This is a genomic window from Sphaerisporangium sp. NPDC051011, from assembly GCF_040653595.1.
Classification (GTDB): domain Bacteria; phylum Actinomycetota; class Actinomycetes; order Streptosporangiales; family Streptosporangiaceae; genus Sphaerisporangium.
In genome coordinates this window covers 146,124-159,844 of sequence record NZ_JBFAGG010000010.1, presented here as the reverse complement: position 1 = coordinate 159,844, position 13,721 = coordinate 146,124, and the positions used below count along the sequence as shown (strand labels likewise).

At 68.0% G+C, this 13,721-nt stretch carries 14 protein-coding genes, 1 tRNA gene, 1 other RNA gene and 1 pseudogene; 8 read left to right on the top strand and 9 right to left on the bottom strand.

Annotated elements, in window-relative coordinates; translation table 11 throughout:
* Positions 1–16 precede the first annotated feature (16 nt).
* Positions 17–538, bottom strand: a complete 522-nt coding sequence (locus tag AB0H21_RS23775; RefSeq protein ID WP_358520169.1) for an N-acetyltransferase — start codon at positions 536–538, stop codon at positions 17–19.
* 263 nt (positions 539–801) lie between these two features.
* On the opposite strand from AB0H21_RS23775, the gene AB0H21_RS23770 reads away from it, so the two are divergent.
* On the top strand, positions 802–1,101 hold the full coding sequence (locus AB0H21_RS23770) for a hypothetical protein (protein WP_358520167.1): 300 nt from the start codon (positions 802–804) through the stop codon (positions 1,099–1,101).
* Between the two features lie 100 nt (positions 1,102–1,201).
* Here the strand turns inward: AB0H21_RS23770 and AB0H21_RS23765 are convergent, their stop codons facing one another.
* The 3 genes from AB0H21_RS23765 to AB0H21_RS23755 all read right to left on the bottom strand — a co-directional run bounded on the left by AB0H21_RS23765 (position 1,202) and on the right by AB0H21_RS23755 (position 3,443).
* Positions 1,202–2,026 (bottom strand): hypothetical protein, encoded by an 825-nt coding sequence (locus tag AB0H21_RS23765; protein ID WP_358520164.1) that lies wholly within the window; start codon positions 2,024–2,026, stop codon positions 1,202–1,204.
* A gap of 115 nt (positions 2,027–2,141) precedes the next feature.
* Positions 2,142–2,492, bottom strand: coding sequence for a type II toxin-antitoxin system VapB family antitoxin (locus AB0H21_RS23760; protein WP_358520161.1), 351 nt, complete (start codon positions 2,490–2,492; stop codon positions 2,142–2,144).
* 69 nt (positions 2,493–2,561) lie between these two features.
* A complete protein-coding gene (locus AB0H21_RS23755) occupies positions 2,562–3,443 on the bottom strand; it encodes a neutral zinc metallopeptidase (RefSeq protein WP_358520159.1) in 882 nt (293 codons plus the stop codon).
* Between the two features lie 287 nt (positions 3,444–3,730).
* Between AB0H21_RS23755 and AB0H21_RS23750 the strand changes: the two genes are divergently transcribed.
* Both AB0H21_RS23750 and AB0H21_RS23745 read left to right on the top strand, forming a co-directional pair.
* Entirely contained in the window at positions 3,731–4,108 is a 378-nt protein-coding gene (locus tag AB0H21_RS23750) for a hypothetical protein (RefSeq protein WP_358520157.1), read from the top strand.
* Positions 4,109–4,225: 117 nt separating this feature from the next.
* Positions 4,226–4,432: pseudogene (locus AB0H21_RS23745) on the top strand (sigma-70 family RNA polymerase sigma factor); the annotation flags it as partial.
* A 237-nt stretch (positions 4,433–4,669) separates the two neighbouring features.
* Here the strand turns inward: AB0H21_RS23745 and AB0H21_RS23740 are convergent.
* The 5 genes from AB0H21_RS23740 to AB0H21_RS23720 form a co-directional block, all read right to left on the bottom strand.
* Positions 4,670–5,227, bottom strand: a complete 558-nt coding sequence (locus tag AB0H21_RS23740) for a hypothetical protein (RefSeq protein ID WP_358520155.1) — start codon at positions 5,225–5,227, stop codon at positions 4,670–4,672.
* A gap of 1,015 nt (positions 5,228–6,242) precedes the next feature.
* Entirely contained in the window at positions 6,243–7,007 is a 765-nt protein-coding gene (locus tag AB0H21_RS23735) for a formyltransferase family protein (RefSeq protein ID WP_358520153.1), read from the bottom strand.
* A gap of 243 nt (positions 7,008–7,250) precedes the next feature.
* On the bottom strand, positions 7,251–7,991 hold the full coding sequence (locus AB0H21_RS23730; RefSeq protein ID WP_358520151.1) for a WbqC family protein: 741 nt from the start codon (positions 7,989–7,991) through the stop codon (positions 7,251–7,253).
* 409 nt (positions 7,992–8,400) lie between these two features.
* Positions 8,401–8,997, bottom strand: coding sequence for a hypothetical protein (locus AB0H21_RS23725; RefSeq protein WP_358520148.1), 597 nt, complete (start codon positions 8,995–8,997; stop codon positions 8,401–8,403).
* Positions 8,998–9,004: 7 nt separating this feature from the next.
* Positions 9,005–9,090, bottom strand: a tRNA-Ser gene (locus AB0H21_RS23720).
* 263 nt (positions 9,091–9,353) lie between these two features.
* On the opposite strand from AB0H21_RS23720, the gene ffs reads away from it, so the two are divergent.
* The 5 genes from ffs (at position 9,354) to AB0H21_RS23695 (ending at position 13,641) form a co-directional block, all read left to right on the top strand.
* Positions 9,354–9,449: signal recognition particle sRNA small type (gene ffs / locus AB0H21_RS23715), an RNA gene on the top strand.
* Positions 9,450–9,551: 102 nt separating this feature from the next.
* Positions 9,552–11,675, top strand: a complete 2,124-nt coding sequence (locus tag AB0H21_RS23710; protein ID WP_358520147.1) for a DNA polymerase III subunit gamma and tau — start codon at positions 9,552–9,554, stop codon at positions 11,673–11,675.
* Between the two features lie 490 nt (positions 11,676–12,165).
* The gene (locus tag AB0H21_RS23705; RefSeq protein WP_358520145.1) at positions 12,166–12,513 is read left to right on the top strand and encodes a YbaB/EbfC family nucleoid-associated protein; all 348 of its coding nucleotides are present in this window, start codon (positions 12,166–12,168) and stop codon (positions 12,511–12,513) included.
* Between the two features lie 5 nt (positions 12,514–12,518).
* A complete protein-coding gene (gene recR / locus AB0H21_RS23700) occupies positions 12,519–13,118 on the top strand; it encodes a recombination mediator RecR (RefSeq protein ID WP_358520142.1) in 600 nt (199 codons plus the stop codon).
* Entirely contained in the window at positions 13,111–13,641 is a 531-nt protein-coding gene (locus AB0H21_RS23695; RefSeq protein WP_358520140.1) for a DUF5063 domain-containing protein, read from the top strand. The genes recR and AB0H21_RS23695 overlap by 8 nt, the downstream gene beginning before the upstream one ends.
* Positions 13,642–13,721: the final 80 nt, after the last annotated feature.

The window sequence follows — 13,721 nt, the reverse complement described above, 5'->3', positions numbered from 1 at the left end:
CTGATGTTTCGAATGGTTATATGTCGTAGAAAGGTTGGGCGTATTCGAATTTGCCCTGTATGTCTGGTGTGTACGTGGTGAGGGTGCGTGCCTGGAAATGGGAGGCCCATTCCGGGACCGGCGGGGTGACTCCGTACTCCGAGGCAGGGCGGAAACCGAACCGCGGATAGTAGTCCTGGTGGCCCAGCAGGACGACGAGCGGCTCGCCGAGCGCGTCAGCGGCGCCGAGCACGGCGTGGACGAGGGCGTGGCCGACGCCGCCGCGCTGGAACGCGGGCAGCACGCCGAGCGGGCCCAGGCCGAGCACGGGAATGGCGCCGACGGCGGCGCGCGTGCACACCACGTGGCCGGTGATCGTGCCGTCCGGGGCCGTGGCCACCAGCGACAGCTCCGGTATCCACGCGTCGCACGCCCGCAGCGCGTCCACCAGGCCCGCCTCCACAGCGACCTGGCCGGGGGCGGCTCCGGGGGCGAACGCGGCGGCGTGCACGTCGCGGATGTGCGGGATGTCCGCGGGAAGCTCACGGCGTATCAGCATCCGCTCAGGCTTCCCAGGCGTGCGCGGCCCGTCAACCGATTAAACGGCCGTCCGATGGTGGGTCAGTTTTGTCCAGGACCGGGCGGAGTGCCGGAACCAAGGCTTTGCCTCTAATGGGCGGGTCGCAGAATTTCGCCCAGTTAGCGTGAGGTTTGTAGTTTTCGGGGCGTTTTGGGCTATCCCGGGTACACCAATTCGACGCTCCGTCCGCCCGGCGATCGGTCGTCCGGGCTCAGACCGTCTCGACAACGGAGTGATCTCTTATGCTCAGGCAAGCACTTGCCGCCGGTTTCCTGGTGGCCTCCGCGCTCGTCGTCCCGGGCGCGCTCGCGGTGCACTCCGCCGCCGCGGCCACCGCCGCTCCCACGTCCGTGGCCGTGGCGCCGAGCGCGGACCCGCTGACGACCTGCAAGGGCAAGCGCTGCTCGTCCAAGCACGGCCATCACAAGAAGAAGCGTGCCTCCGCTCACCACGCCAAGAAGCATCACACCAAGAGGCACGCCAAGCACAAGAAGCACGCCATGAGCCACCACAAGAAGAAGCACCACGTCAAGCACCATTAGCCACCGGCGGCCGTCCGTCCGGGAGTGAGCCCTCTTGTGGCCGCGCCGCCCCGGGAGGGTGCCTCCTCGCGGGGCGGCTTTCGTGCTCCGAGGGTGGGGGCTAACGGCCCGGAGCGCTCTCGCCGTCCCCGTACAGGGACCGCTCGTTGATCAGAAGGTCGTTGACCAGGCACAACGCCGCAGCCAGTGCGTGCCCCACCAGCCCGCCCGCGACCTCGCCGTACTCGACCCGGAACGGCGCGCCGCCGGACGGGACAAGGTCCGCCCCGGGCGCGCCCAGGAGCGAGGTCACGGCGTGCGCCTTGGCGCGGGTGACGCTCAGGATGATCGACCCGCGCTCCACGGGGTCGAGACGCACGCCCTCGCCGCCGAAGAGCAGCGCGTGCACGACGTCCCCGGCCTCCCGCAGGAGTGCCTCGGCGTCCGGGGAGCGGTGGGCGGGCGAGATCAGCGCTCCGCCCCTCGGCGGGGGATCGAGAAGGTAGCCCTCGGCCACCAGCACCTCGCGCCGCAGCGTCCGGTACCGCGCGGTGCGGCCGGGCAGGGACGCCTGGTCGAGGCCGAGGCGCCGGATCCGTGCCGCGCGTCCGTCTTCGGCCTCCACGCCCGTCATCCCGTCGTCCCAGGACGCCGGCTCCTCCGCGCCGCCCGTCCTCGGGTGCCGGTCGTCGCGTCCGCCGACGGCTCCGGGAACGTCCTCGCCGACGGGGAGGTGCGGCACGTAGGCGTCCTCGCCGGCCTCGGGACCTCGCGGCACCTGCCGGGGGATCGCGTAGGAGACCTCGCCGGACGGCAGGACCAGCGCCATCAACTGGTCGACCAGCCACTCGGTGGACTGCTCGGCCAGGCGGCGCCGCACCCGTTCGCGCAGCTCCGCGGCGAGCTCCTCCCGGAGCTGCGCCACGATCTGTGTGACATCTCGCATTTGATAACCGTCCGACGCGTGCGTTCCCGCGGCCTGTGAGCCGTGTCGCCCCTGCGACGGTCCGCAGCTTAGGAACACGGCGGGCGGTGGACGGCCCGTACGGGAAGTGTTTTACCTAAGACGTCGGGGGCTCTGCTTCCCGGGCGGTCTGAGGGGCGCCCGGGGTCTCGGAAGCGTCGACGTCGAGCACGCGGGCGTGGAGGACCGACCGCTGGTGGAGCGCCGCCCGCAACGCGCGGTGCAGGCCGTCCTCGAGGTAGTACTCGCCCTGCCACTGGATGACGTGGGGGAAGAGATCGCCGTAGAACGTGGAGTCCTTGGCGAGCAGGGAGTGCAGGTCCAGTACCGCCTTGGTGGTGATCAAGGAATCGAGCCTGACCTGGCGAGGCGGGATGCGCGCCCACTCGCGGTGGGATAGGCCGTGCTCGGGGTACGGACGTCTGTCACCGACTGACTTGAAGATCACCCTACCGAGTTTAAGAGAGTTTTCAGGTTCCGCCTGCTTCAGTGCCCTGACGCTGATGTGCGGAAGCGCCTAGATGCGGCCGGAGAAGGTGTCGCACCGAGCCGGTTCACCGGTCTTGTAGCCGGTGCTGAACCACTTGGTGCGCTGCGCTGCCGTCCCGTGCGTGAAGGCTTCGGGATCGACCCGGCCCTGGGCCTTCTCCTGGATCCGGTCGTCGCCGACGGCCGCCGCGGCGTCGAGTGCCTCCTTGATGTCGGTGTTGGTGAAGGGCTTCTCGTAGAAGCCGGTGTCCACCGCGTTCTTCGCCCAGACGCCCGCGTAACAGTCCGCCTGGAGCTCCAGTCGTACGGACGCGCTCTCGGCACCCTGGCGGTCGCCGCGGACGCGGTCCATGGTGCCCAGCAGGTCCTGCACGTGGTGGCCGTACTCGTGGGCGATCACGTACGCCTGCGCGAACGGGCCGCCGCTGGCGCCGAACTTGCTCTGCAACTCGTCGAAGAACGTCAGGTCCAGGTAGACGCGCTTGTCGCCCGGGCAGTAGAACGGCCCCACCTGCGAGGTCGCCTGCCCGCAGCCCGTGCTCACGGCCTGGGAGAACAGCACGGTGCGGGCCTTGGTGTACGACTCCTTGCCCCGCTGGGCGAAGGCGACCTTCCAGTAGGCCTGGATGCTGTTGACCACGCCGACGACGCGGCAGTTCTCCGACTGGTCGGCGTCCGAGCCCTTCCGGCACTGGCCTGAGAGGTCGGAGGACGGCTGCGCGGCCGTATCACCGCCGCCGTTCCTTCCCATGATGTCGCCCGGATTGATCCCGAATATGAGCGCGACGAGGAGGGCGATGACGCCCACCGCGCCGCCGCCGATGGCGAGCCCACCACCGCCGATTCCACCGCCGCCTCCGCGGTTCTCGACCTGAGAGGCGTCTAGGTCGACATCGTCCCGGAAGTCCATCGGCTGATTCCCTTTTCTTCTGTTTTGGGGGTCTTATCCAACCCTGCTAGTTCCCCTGGGCGAAACGATCATGCATGACCAAGGTGAACGGCCGGACAGGCCCGTTGCACGGGCGCGGCTGGAAACGTACCCGCGGTGGGCCATTCGCGAAAACGTTCCCTCAAGACCGTCACCGCCGTGTGCCAACGCTCGGCCGGGATCGGGCCAATCGGGGCGTGGTATCCACGGGCGCCGCTGAAGTGCTGATTACCGTGGCGCGCAGCCGACCACCCCGGACGGAGGTGACCTTGAGTACGCCCAGCGACGTGCCACCGCCCGCGTACTTCTACCGGAGCCTCCCGGTCATGCCGACGGGCGCGTGGCTGCGCGCGAGGCTCGTTACCCAGGGCCCGTACGCGGCCGGTCTCGTCGTCGCCCTCGCCGCCGGCTTCGGGCTGGCCCTCGGCCTGCGCTCCTCGTGCCCGCCGGCCGCGCCGCCTTTCCCGTACTCCATACGGAACGCCGGCCCGTCACCGCCCTCCTTGCTGCGCCGCCACTCCATCCCGGTGTTCCTCCAGGCGCCCGACCACCTGACGCCGTCCGAACCCGAACCCCGGCACGCACGCAAGGCGCACTCCGCCAAACATCGAAAGCCTCATAAGCGCACAAACCACTCGCGCTCCTGACGCCGTAACGGAGGAGGGCCGGTCGGGACGCGGGAAGGCGGGGAATTGTCGGGCGCGGAGGACGACAAGGCGGTCGCGGACGCGGCGCGGGCGGGGGACGAACCGGCCTTCGAGGTACTGGTCGAGCGTCATCGCGGCGAGTTGCTGGTGCACTGCTACCGGATGCGCGGATCGCTGGACGAGGCCGAGGACCTGGTCCAGGAGACGTTCCTGCGCGCCTGGAAGAACCTCGGCGCGTTCGAGGGACGGTCGACCGTCCGGGCCTGGCTGTACCGCATCGCGACCAACGCCTGCCTCGACGCCCTGGACGGCCGGGCGCGGCGTCAAGGGGAGGCCCGGAGAGGGCAAGCCGTTCGGCGGGGATGCCCACCCGGGCAGCACGAAACGTCACGCTGGACCGCCTCAGCCTCAGTGGCGCCCCGACGGTGACGAACCTCTGGTTCCGCGTCATTCGCTGAGCCGGGGAAGAGACCCGGACAGGGCGAAGGGCCCGGCTGGATCGGTCCGGGCCCTTCGTGTTCGTGCTGCTCAACCAAGCGCGGAGGCCCCGCAGGGCTCGTCTTAGTCGTTCACGGGTTCGAACCTCCAGCGCTGCGTTTCGGATCCGTCCGCGCCGCGTAGCCTCACATCGCCCCGCGGGATCACCGGGGGCTCGGCGTTCCAGAGCAGGTCCTCGTTCGGCGCCTTGATGACGTAGGTGTCGTCGCCGGCCGATTCGATGGACCAGGTCATCGGCTCGCCGCCGGCGATGACCGGCTCGCCCTCTCCGGTCTGCCGTGCCGAGGCGTAGGATGCGGGACCGCGACCGCTGAGGCCGACGTTCTTGATCGTGAAGCCGCCCTGGGTCCGGGTGATCTCCCAGAGTTCGAACGGGCCCGGGTGCTCCCGGGTGCTGGCGACGAAGATCGGCCTACCTGGGGTGTAGGTCCGCAGCGAAGTGCCGGACTCCAGGTTGAGGATCCGGTAGACGCCGGGCTCGTCGGTCGGGCCCTGGGCGCCGTCGGCGGTGGCCGTGCCCGCCAGGCCGATCATCGCCCAAGAGGTGAACAGCAGGACCACGGCCACGGCCATCCTTGCCAGGCCGCGCCCGCAGGGGCGGTTCTGGTAGCTCTCTCGCATACCACCTCTCCCTGTGATTGCGGCGGCGCGTGCGCTGATGGAGGACATGGTGAATTCCTTCCGGTGGGGGGGCATGGCGCCCGGGGCGTTCGGTGGCCGCGGGCGGGGGCGTGGCCTGAGTGGATCTCAACAGGCACTCTACGCTCAGTAGCATTATTGCTACTCACTGTCACCACGGGAAGGTGGCGGAACGGGAAGGAGGGACTGCCGCAGAGGTTACGGATACCTTGCGGACGCAACCCCGCGAATGGAAGTGCTTCTCTGGCAGGCCGACGCGGGGGAGACGCACGACGCCGGCGAGGGTCCGCAGAAGGAAACTGAGACCCAAACTGAGACCCGGACAGCACGAAGGCCCCGGCTGGATCGGTCCGGGGCCTTCGTGTTCTTGCTGCTCAACCAAGCGCGGAGGATAGGAGATTCGAACTCCTGAGGGGTTGCCCCCAACACGCTTTCCAAGTCTGTTGATCTCTATACAGCGTAGAGCAAACCGGGCCTGACCAGGTCATACGGGGTGCCACTGTACTGTGCTGAACCCCGTTGAACAGAGCTGAACTGAGACGGAAACTGAGACGGCGTCCGCATCCGTCGTTGGACGCGCATCCGCTGCTGGTGCCTGCTGCTGTGCTCCTGATGCCTGTGGAAGGCCCTCAGGTCGTCACTGTCGTGCCCGGCGCGCGAGGAAGGAGGAAAGGCTGTAACACTGGCTACGGCATCCCTAGGCGCTCTGCGCCCCACTCAACGCCGCGATCAACATCCTGGCCGCCGGACGGGCGGACAGACTGAACGCCTGTGGAGACCCGGTAAGACCACCGCTTGAGGTGGCGCGGGTCGGCGAAGCAGGAAGCCTCAGAGGTGCCGCGTGAACGCGCGGCACGGGCTGAATCCCTGGCCTTCAGGCCAGGGAGCGCGTCAATGCTGCACCACGCCGCCCGCAGGGCCGCGATCACAGGCGGGACCGCTGCGCGGAGGCGGGGATCCCCGGCCAGGCCACGTCCGCGCGCACCCCGACCGGGAGTCACTCAGGAATCGGCTCGAGAAAGAGGCGGATCGTGGTGCCGTCGAGTGTGCGGAGTCGCACGCAGTTGTCTCGGTTGAAGCACCGGCCCCGGATGATGTCCACCATTCGCCCGACCGTCATGAACTGGTCCGGGTCAAGGTACCCGATTTCCTCGAACTCACTGGTCGTGTGTTCAGTGGCTTTGTCATGATCCTGCTCTTTCGGTATGAGCGAATTCGCGCACAGCAGCGGCCACGAGCGCCGGAACAGTTCGACGGCAGCGTCCTCTACTTTTCGATAGAGCGAACCGCCTGTGTCGTACGGGTGGACAGGAACCTCCTCCTGCGAGAGCACCGGACCCGTGTCGACTCCTTGGTCGACCATGTGCAACGTCGCACCGGCCGGCGTGCCATCGATAATCGACCAGATCGCCGTCCGCCGCCCCCGGTTGTAGGGAAGCAGGGAGGGATGCAGGTTGACGATCCCACGCGGAAACGCGTTGATGAGCCGCGACGTGAATATGTGCGCGAAGTACAGGGAGATCCCCATCTCCGCGCCAAGTCCTGCGATACGACGAGGCGTCTCCTCCTTCTTGAGGATGTCACCGGTGAGCACCAGCCCTGCTCGCTCCAGGTCGGGGAACAGGTCCCTGATTTCGTCGGCTCGACGCTGCTGCCCGGGAGCGTTGAGGACGACGGCGGCGATCTCGGCATCAGGCCTGCCACGCAGCCAAGTTGCGATCTCAAGACCGGTCCGATCATTACAGAACAGGACAATCCGCATGCTTTTCTCCCTCGAGATGTGGTTTTCAGCTGTGGGGCCGCTTGCCGTTCTCCTATATCGCCATCGCGCCGATACGCTTGGCCGCCTGCCGCGACTGGACAGCAGATCGTGCCCGACGTACTCGTCGAACCGGCGACCACGCCGCCATCAACTCCCGCGATCGGATCCATTGCTTATCCGCATGGCGAACAGCCATGCCTGCTCTGTGGTAAGTGGCCGGCGGCATGCTGTCTGGGCAGGTACTCACGTACTGGATGCCCGCAGGTCCAACGATACTTCGACGGTTTCGGTTCCGGGCGTGGCGACCTTCAGATACTCCTTGGCGTTTGGCCCCGTATTGAAAATGAGATCGACAACACTCACGTGATGATGGAAGGGAGGATGGAGTTGTGGATATTCGCGATACCCTTCATAGTTGAACCACAGGACGTCGATTCCTGCGTTCCGGAGGAGTGACTCGTCAAGGTAGACACGAGCCGCCGGTCCGCTGACATATTGCGTTGCGCCCGATTTCTGGCACAGGTCGAGGAGGCGTTCGGTTTTCGATCCTGTCGCGCCGTAGTCGGCGGACGGACGCAGATTGGTGTGAATGTCAAGGATAGAGCAGATTCCTTCGAGGAAATGCCTGTTGATTTCGGATAGGTTGCTTGTTTCACATTCCAGGTACATCTTCTCCAGGACTGTGGCATATTCATCGAAATAGGGGGCCCTTCGGTATGCGTGCATGAGCGTGCTCCAGTGCTTTACGTTCCAGGCTGGATAGACGATGGTCGATTCATTGATGAGTTGACTCCGACTGCTTTGCCTGATTGGAATCGAGAGCCAACTGGGGCCCGCAGCCGTCTTTATCATGTTTCGGTTACGCCAATCCCGATTGGTGTACTGAACATCGTCGAGCAGAATGAACTCATCGACATGCGCAATGAGATCAAAATACCCTTTCCAGGGAATGTAATTCGATTGCACTATTGCAACACGCTTCATCTACTTCGCGCTTTCGCCTTTTGATGTAATTTCTCGTCCGGCCAGCATAGCGAATCTTCGATCCACCCTCAATGAAGACAGTGAGCCCGAGCGACATGACCGCGATGGGCGTCAAGCCTGAGATGTGCCAATCGTTCACCCGAAGAGTGGAAGAACCCATGCCGCGACAAGAGGTGAACGTTCGAATTTACCCGGAAACCGCCGGAAAGTGCGGCCCCGCATATCCTCGCCGACTTTGCTGAAAAGCACTGGATGCGTTACCTGAAAATTGCCGGAACGGGAAAAACGATTAGCCCGGATCGTCCCATACGGCCCTGCAACGCCGCGGCGGCTACCAGGTCCGCACGTCGGCTAAGTGGATCGCCATCGGCCTGCCGATGTGCCCGGTTGGGCAGACCATGCAACTCGTCTAACCCAAACAGAAAGCCCCCGCTACGGCGGGGGCTTTCTGCTGTGCGGGGATGATGTCGATTGACGTTTCGGGGATGTTGTCCATTCGCCAGCGGCCGGGGCCGAGTGGGTGAACCATGATCCGCTTCACGTACCGGCCGAGAACCGCCCGGCGTTCGCCCAACGTGTCTAGGGAGTCGTCCGCCCACAGCGCTAGCGCGTCGTCCGCGCTGATCGCGCGTTGGTGCTCGTTCATGGCTGCTTCCGCCTGTGCAGCCCGTAGGGCGTTGATCTGCTCACGTAGGCCGGTAAGGATCTCCCCGGCGTCCGCCATTGGCATTAGGCCGTCTACGGCCGCTTGACGAGTCTCAGCGATCCGGCTTTCAAGCCTGGCAATGTCGGCCGACATGTCCCGCGTGGGGACGGCGTCGCCCGCTTCCGGCTTCGCTACTTCCTGCCGGAGCTTTTCGGCTACGTAGGCTCTGAAGTTGGGCCGAGCGGGTTGGGCCAAGCGGAGCGAGGGGAGGAGTCGTACGGCTCCGAGGGCAACTGAGACGGAGACAGCACGAAGGCCCCGGCTGGATCGGTCCGGGGCCTTCGTGTTTGTGCTGCTCAACCAAGCGCGGAGGATAGGAGATTCGAACTCCTGAGGGGTTGCCCCCAACACGCTTTCCAAGCGTGCGCCCTAGGCCAACTAGGCGAATCCTCCGCCGAGAAGCTTACCGGACTTCGGGGGCGCGCGGACCACGCCGGCAGCCACGAATCGGTCTCGGTGCATGGGGGGAGAGAGATGCAGAGGCGGCAGAGACGCAAGGGCGACATAGAGGCGCCAGAGATCGCAGAGGACTGGCAGAGACCGAGAGACGGCAGAGACGGAGATGGGGAACGGTGGGAAGGTGGAGGAGATGGGAATCGGGGGTGGGGATCCGGGCTTGGGGGCCACGAGTACTGCCGGGCACGGCTAGACTGTCACAGGACCCCTCGCGCGGCGTCATCCTGTGAACCTCCCCAGGGCCGGAAGGCAGCAAGGATAAGCGGGCTCTGGCGGGTGTGCGAGGGGTCTCTTCGCTGGGGACCGGGGTGATGTCGTCACGTGAGCGAGTCGATCGCCCGCGTGAGGCGTCCCGGGGTCTCCACTTCGCACTCCGACCCCCTAGGCGAGGAGACGGCATGAGTCTCGCTCTCTACCGCAAATACCGGCCTGGGACGTTCGCCGAAGTCAAGGGTCAGGAACACGTCACAGAGCCGCTGCGGCAGGCGCTGCGCACCGGGCGCATCAACCATGCCTACCTGTTCAGCGGCCCCCGGGGGTGTGGCAAGACCTCCAGCGCGCGCATCCTCGCCCGCTCGCTGAACTGCGAGAAGGGGCCGACGCCCGACCCGTGCGGCGTCTGCGATTCCTGCGTGGCGCTCGGGCCGACCGGCCCCGGCCACCTCGACGTCATCGAGATCGACGCCGCGTCCCACGGAGGCGTGGACGACGCCCGTGACCTGCGCGAACGCGCGTTCTTCGCCCCGGTCTCCGCGCGGTTCAAGATCTACATCATCGACGAGGCGCACATGGTGACCCGTGAGGGGTTCAACGCGCTGCTCAAGCTCGTCGAGGAGCCTCCGCCGCACCTGAAGTTCGTCTTCGCGACCACCGAGCCCGAAAAGGTCATCGGCACCATCAAGTCGAGAACCCACCACTACCCGTTCCGGCTCATGCCGCCGGCGACGCTGCGCCAGCTCATGGAGGAGATCCTCGACTCCGAGTCGGTGCCGTACGAGCCCGCCGCGCTGCCGCTGGTGGTGCGCGCGGGCGCGGGGTCGGCCCGTGACTCGCTGTCGATCCTCGACCAGTTGCTCGCCGGCGCCGACGACGCGGGCATCACCTACGCCCGCGCCGTCTCGCTGCTCGGCTACACCGACTCCGATCTTCTGGACGAGATCGTCACGGCGTTCGCCCGGCGTGACGGCGCCGCGGTGTTCTCGGCGGTCAACCGCGTGATCGAGGGCGGCCACGACCCCCGCCGGTTCGCGACGGACCTGCTCGAACGTTTCCGTGACCTGGTGGTGCTGGCCAACGTCCCCGAGGCGGGGGCCAGCGGCCTGCTCGACCGTCCGGCCGACGAGCTGGAGCGGCTGGCGGGGCAGGCGGTCTTGATGGGCCCGGCCGAGCTGACCCGCGCCGCCGAGGTGTTCAACGCGGGGCTGACCGAGATGCGCGGCGCGACGTCTCCCCGGTTGCTGCTGGAGCTGATGTGCGCCCGCGTCCTGCTGCCCGCCGCCGAGCAGGGCGAGGCCGCGCTGCTGGCCCGCCTGGAGCGCCTGGAGCGCGGCCGGGTGGTGGCCGCCGCGGCGCCCGTTCCCGGTCTCGCGCCGCCGGGGCCGCGTCCGGTGGCCGCCGAAGAGCCCGCGCCGGCGCCGAGGGCCGTCACGCAGGCCGAGACGGCGCCGCAGGCACCCGCCCAGCAGCAGCCCGCGCAGGCCGAGGGACGCCCGTCCGCCGCCCGGTCCGCAGACGACTGGCCCGCCACGTCCAGGCCTGGCGCGCCCCAGCGCGGTCCGGAGCCCGTGTCCGCCCCGCCCCCGCCCCAGGTCGCTCCGCCGGGGGGTGCTTTCCAGCAGGCCTGGCCGCAGGTCCTGGACGTGCTCAAGCGGCGCTCGCTCGCCGTGTGGGCGAACGTCAGCACGAACTCTCAGCTCGCCGGGGTCGAGGGCAACATCGTCACGCTCGGCTTCCACCAGGTCGGCGCGATGCGCAACTTCGTCGGCGGGGCCAAGGACACCGTGGTGGCGGGGGCGATCAGCGACGTCCTGGGCGGCACCTGGAAGGTGGAGGCCGTCGTCGGCAACTCCCCGGCCGCGGCGCCGCCCGCGCGCCAGGCTCCGGCCGCGCGTCCCTCGCCCCCCCAGCCCCAGGACGCGCCGCCGCCCACGCAGGCTCCTCGCGGGCAGGCCCAGAGCGCGCCCGCGCGACGGCAGCAGGGCGGTCCGCAGGCGCCGTCGTCCCACTCCGACGACTCCTGGCCCGACGCGCCGCCTCCGGACGACGACGGGCCGCCGCCGCCCGCCCGCCCGTCGACCGGCGCGGGCCGGGCAGTGGCGCGTTCGGCGGCGAACGCGGCGGCCCAGGCGGGTCCCCGGCAGTCCGCCTGGCCGGATGCCGTGCCCGGCCGTTCGGGGCCGTCGTCCTCGGAGGCCGACGAGGTCGATCCGGACAACGACGCCGACGCGGGCGCGCTGATGGGCATGGCGCTGGTCCAGCGGGAGCTCGGCGGCCAGATCATCGGCGAGATCGACCACACCTAGGCCACACCTAGGATCACATCAAGGACCAGCAGCCCCAGATCGTGACAGGCCGTACACACGCCGGAAGGCGCTGGCGATGTCTTTGCCGATATCTGGCGTTTCCTGACCGAATCCGGTGCGTCGCGAGGGCACGGGCGGGGGCGTAGGGCGTGCTCCGGGCGGGGGCGCGGGGCCGGTGTTTGCCTCGCGCCGACCCGGCCGTGAACCACCGGGAATCGCGGCCGGCGACGCCCGGCGGAGGGACGAACGGCGGCGCGCGGCGTCGTCCCGCCCGGCCGAATCGCCCAGCGCGCGCGAGGATCCGCGCGCCCGCAGGCGACGCGGGCACGCGGCCGTCCTTTCCCGGATGGCGCCTCGACCTGCGGCGGGCGGTGACCACAGCGCCCGTACGGGCGGCGTGGCCACGTGAACACCGCCGTGCGCCAGTGCAACATGCGTGGCAAACACCGTAGGCTCGTGCCACACGCGAAGCCATGAGGAGCGCACGATCGTGAATCCAGGGGATGTCAATCTGCAGCAGTTGCTGGAGCAGGCGCAGCTCATGCAGCAGCAGCTCGCGACGGCCCAGCAGGAGCTCAGCGACGCGCAGATCGAGGGGTCCGCAGGTGGAGGCCTCGTCGTCGCGACCGTCAACGGCAGTCTGGAGCTGCTGGAGCTCAAGATCAGTCCCAAGGTCGTCGACCCCGGCGACCCGCAGGACACGGCGGACACGATCGCCGATCTGGTGATCGCCGCGGTTCGCGACGCCGTCCGCGCGGCCGCCGAGTTGCAGCAGGAGAAGCTCGGTCCGCTGGCGCAAGGTCTCGGCGGAGGCGGATTCCAGCTTCCGGGGTTCTGACCGCCATGTACGAGGGGGTCGTCCAGAATCTGATCGACGAGCTCGGCCTGTTGCCCGGCGTCGGTCCGAAGAGCGCGCAGCGGATCGCCTTCCACTTGCTTTCCGCGGATCCTGTGGACGTCAAGCGTCTGGCGCACGCGCTGCTGGAGGTAAAGGAGAAGGTCCGCTTCTGCCGCGTCTGCGGGAACGTCGCGGCCGAGGAGGAATGCCGGATCTGCCGGGACGCCCGGCGCGACCCGCACGTCATCTGCGTGGTGGAGGAGTCGAAGGACGTCGTCGCCATCGAGAAGACGCGCGAGTTCCGCGGGCGCTACCACGTGCTCGGCGGGGCGATCAGCCCGATCGAGGGCATCGGTCCCGACGACCTGCGCATCCGCGAGCTGATGGCGCGGCTGGCGGACGGCCGGGTCACCGAGCTCATCCTCGCGACCGACCCGAACCTCGAAGGTGAGGCCACGGCGACCTATCTCGCCCGTCTGGTCAAACCGATGGGTTTGAAAGTCACGAGATTGGCCAGCGGTCTGCCGGTGGGCGGAGACCTCGAGTACGCGGACGAGGTCACTTTGGGCCGCGCTTTCGAAGGACGGAGGCTGCTGGATGTTTGACGAGTGGAATGCTGTCGCCGACAGTGTGGCGGCGCATACGCAGAACTACCTCGACGGGCTGACGAGGCTTGCGAGCGGTGAGGGCGGCGACGCCATGCTCGCCATGCTGCTGGTCGAGGTGTCGCAGGTCAGCCTGGCCGGTGCCCAGCTCGGGGCGATGCAGGACGTGATCCTGCAGGGCAACTTCGAGCCCGCGACGGGTCCCGACCCCGACCTGGACGGGGTGCGCACGGCCCTGGCCACGCGCCTCGGCCCCGTGGACGACTACGCGGAGGTGTTCGACCCGTACAAGGACACCGGCGTGACGCCCTACCGGCTGTCGGACGACCTCACGGCCGTCGCCGCCGACCTCGTCCATGGCCTCGGCCACTACCGCGCGGGGCGTCCCCTGGAGGCGCTGTGGTGGTGGCAGTACTCCTACTTCAACACCTGGGGCAACCACGCCGGCGCGGCGATGCGGGCCCTCCAGGCGCTCGTCGCCCACACCCGGCTCGACGTCGTGGAGGAGTCGACGATCGCCTGATTTCCAGGGGCGGAATCCTCAACAGTTATCCACAGGAATGGCCGTTCCGGCGGCGTGTCGTGTCCGGTTGTCCACATACT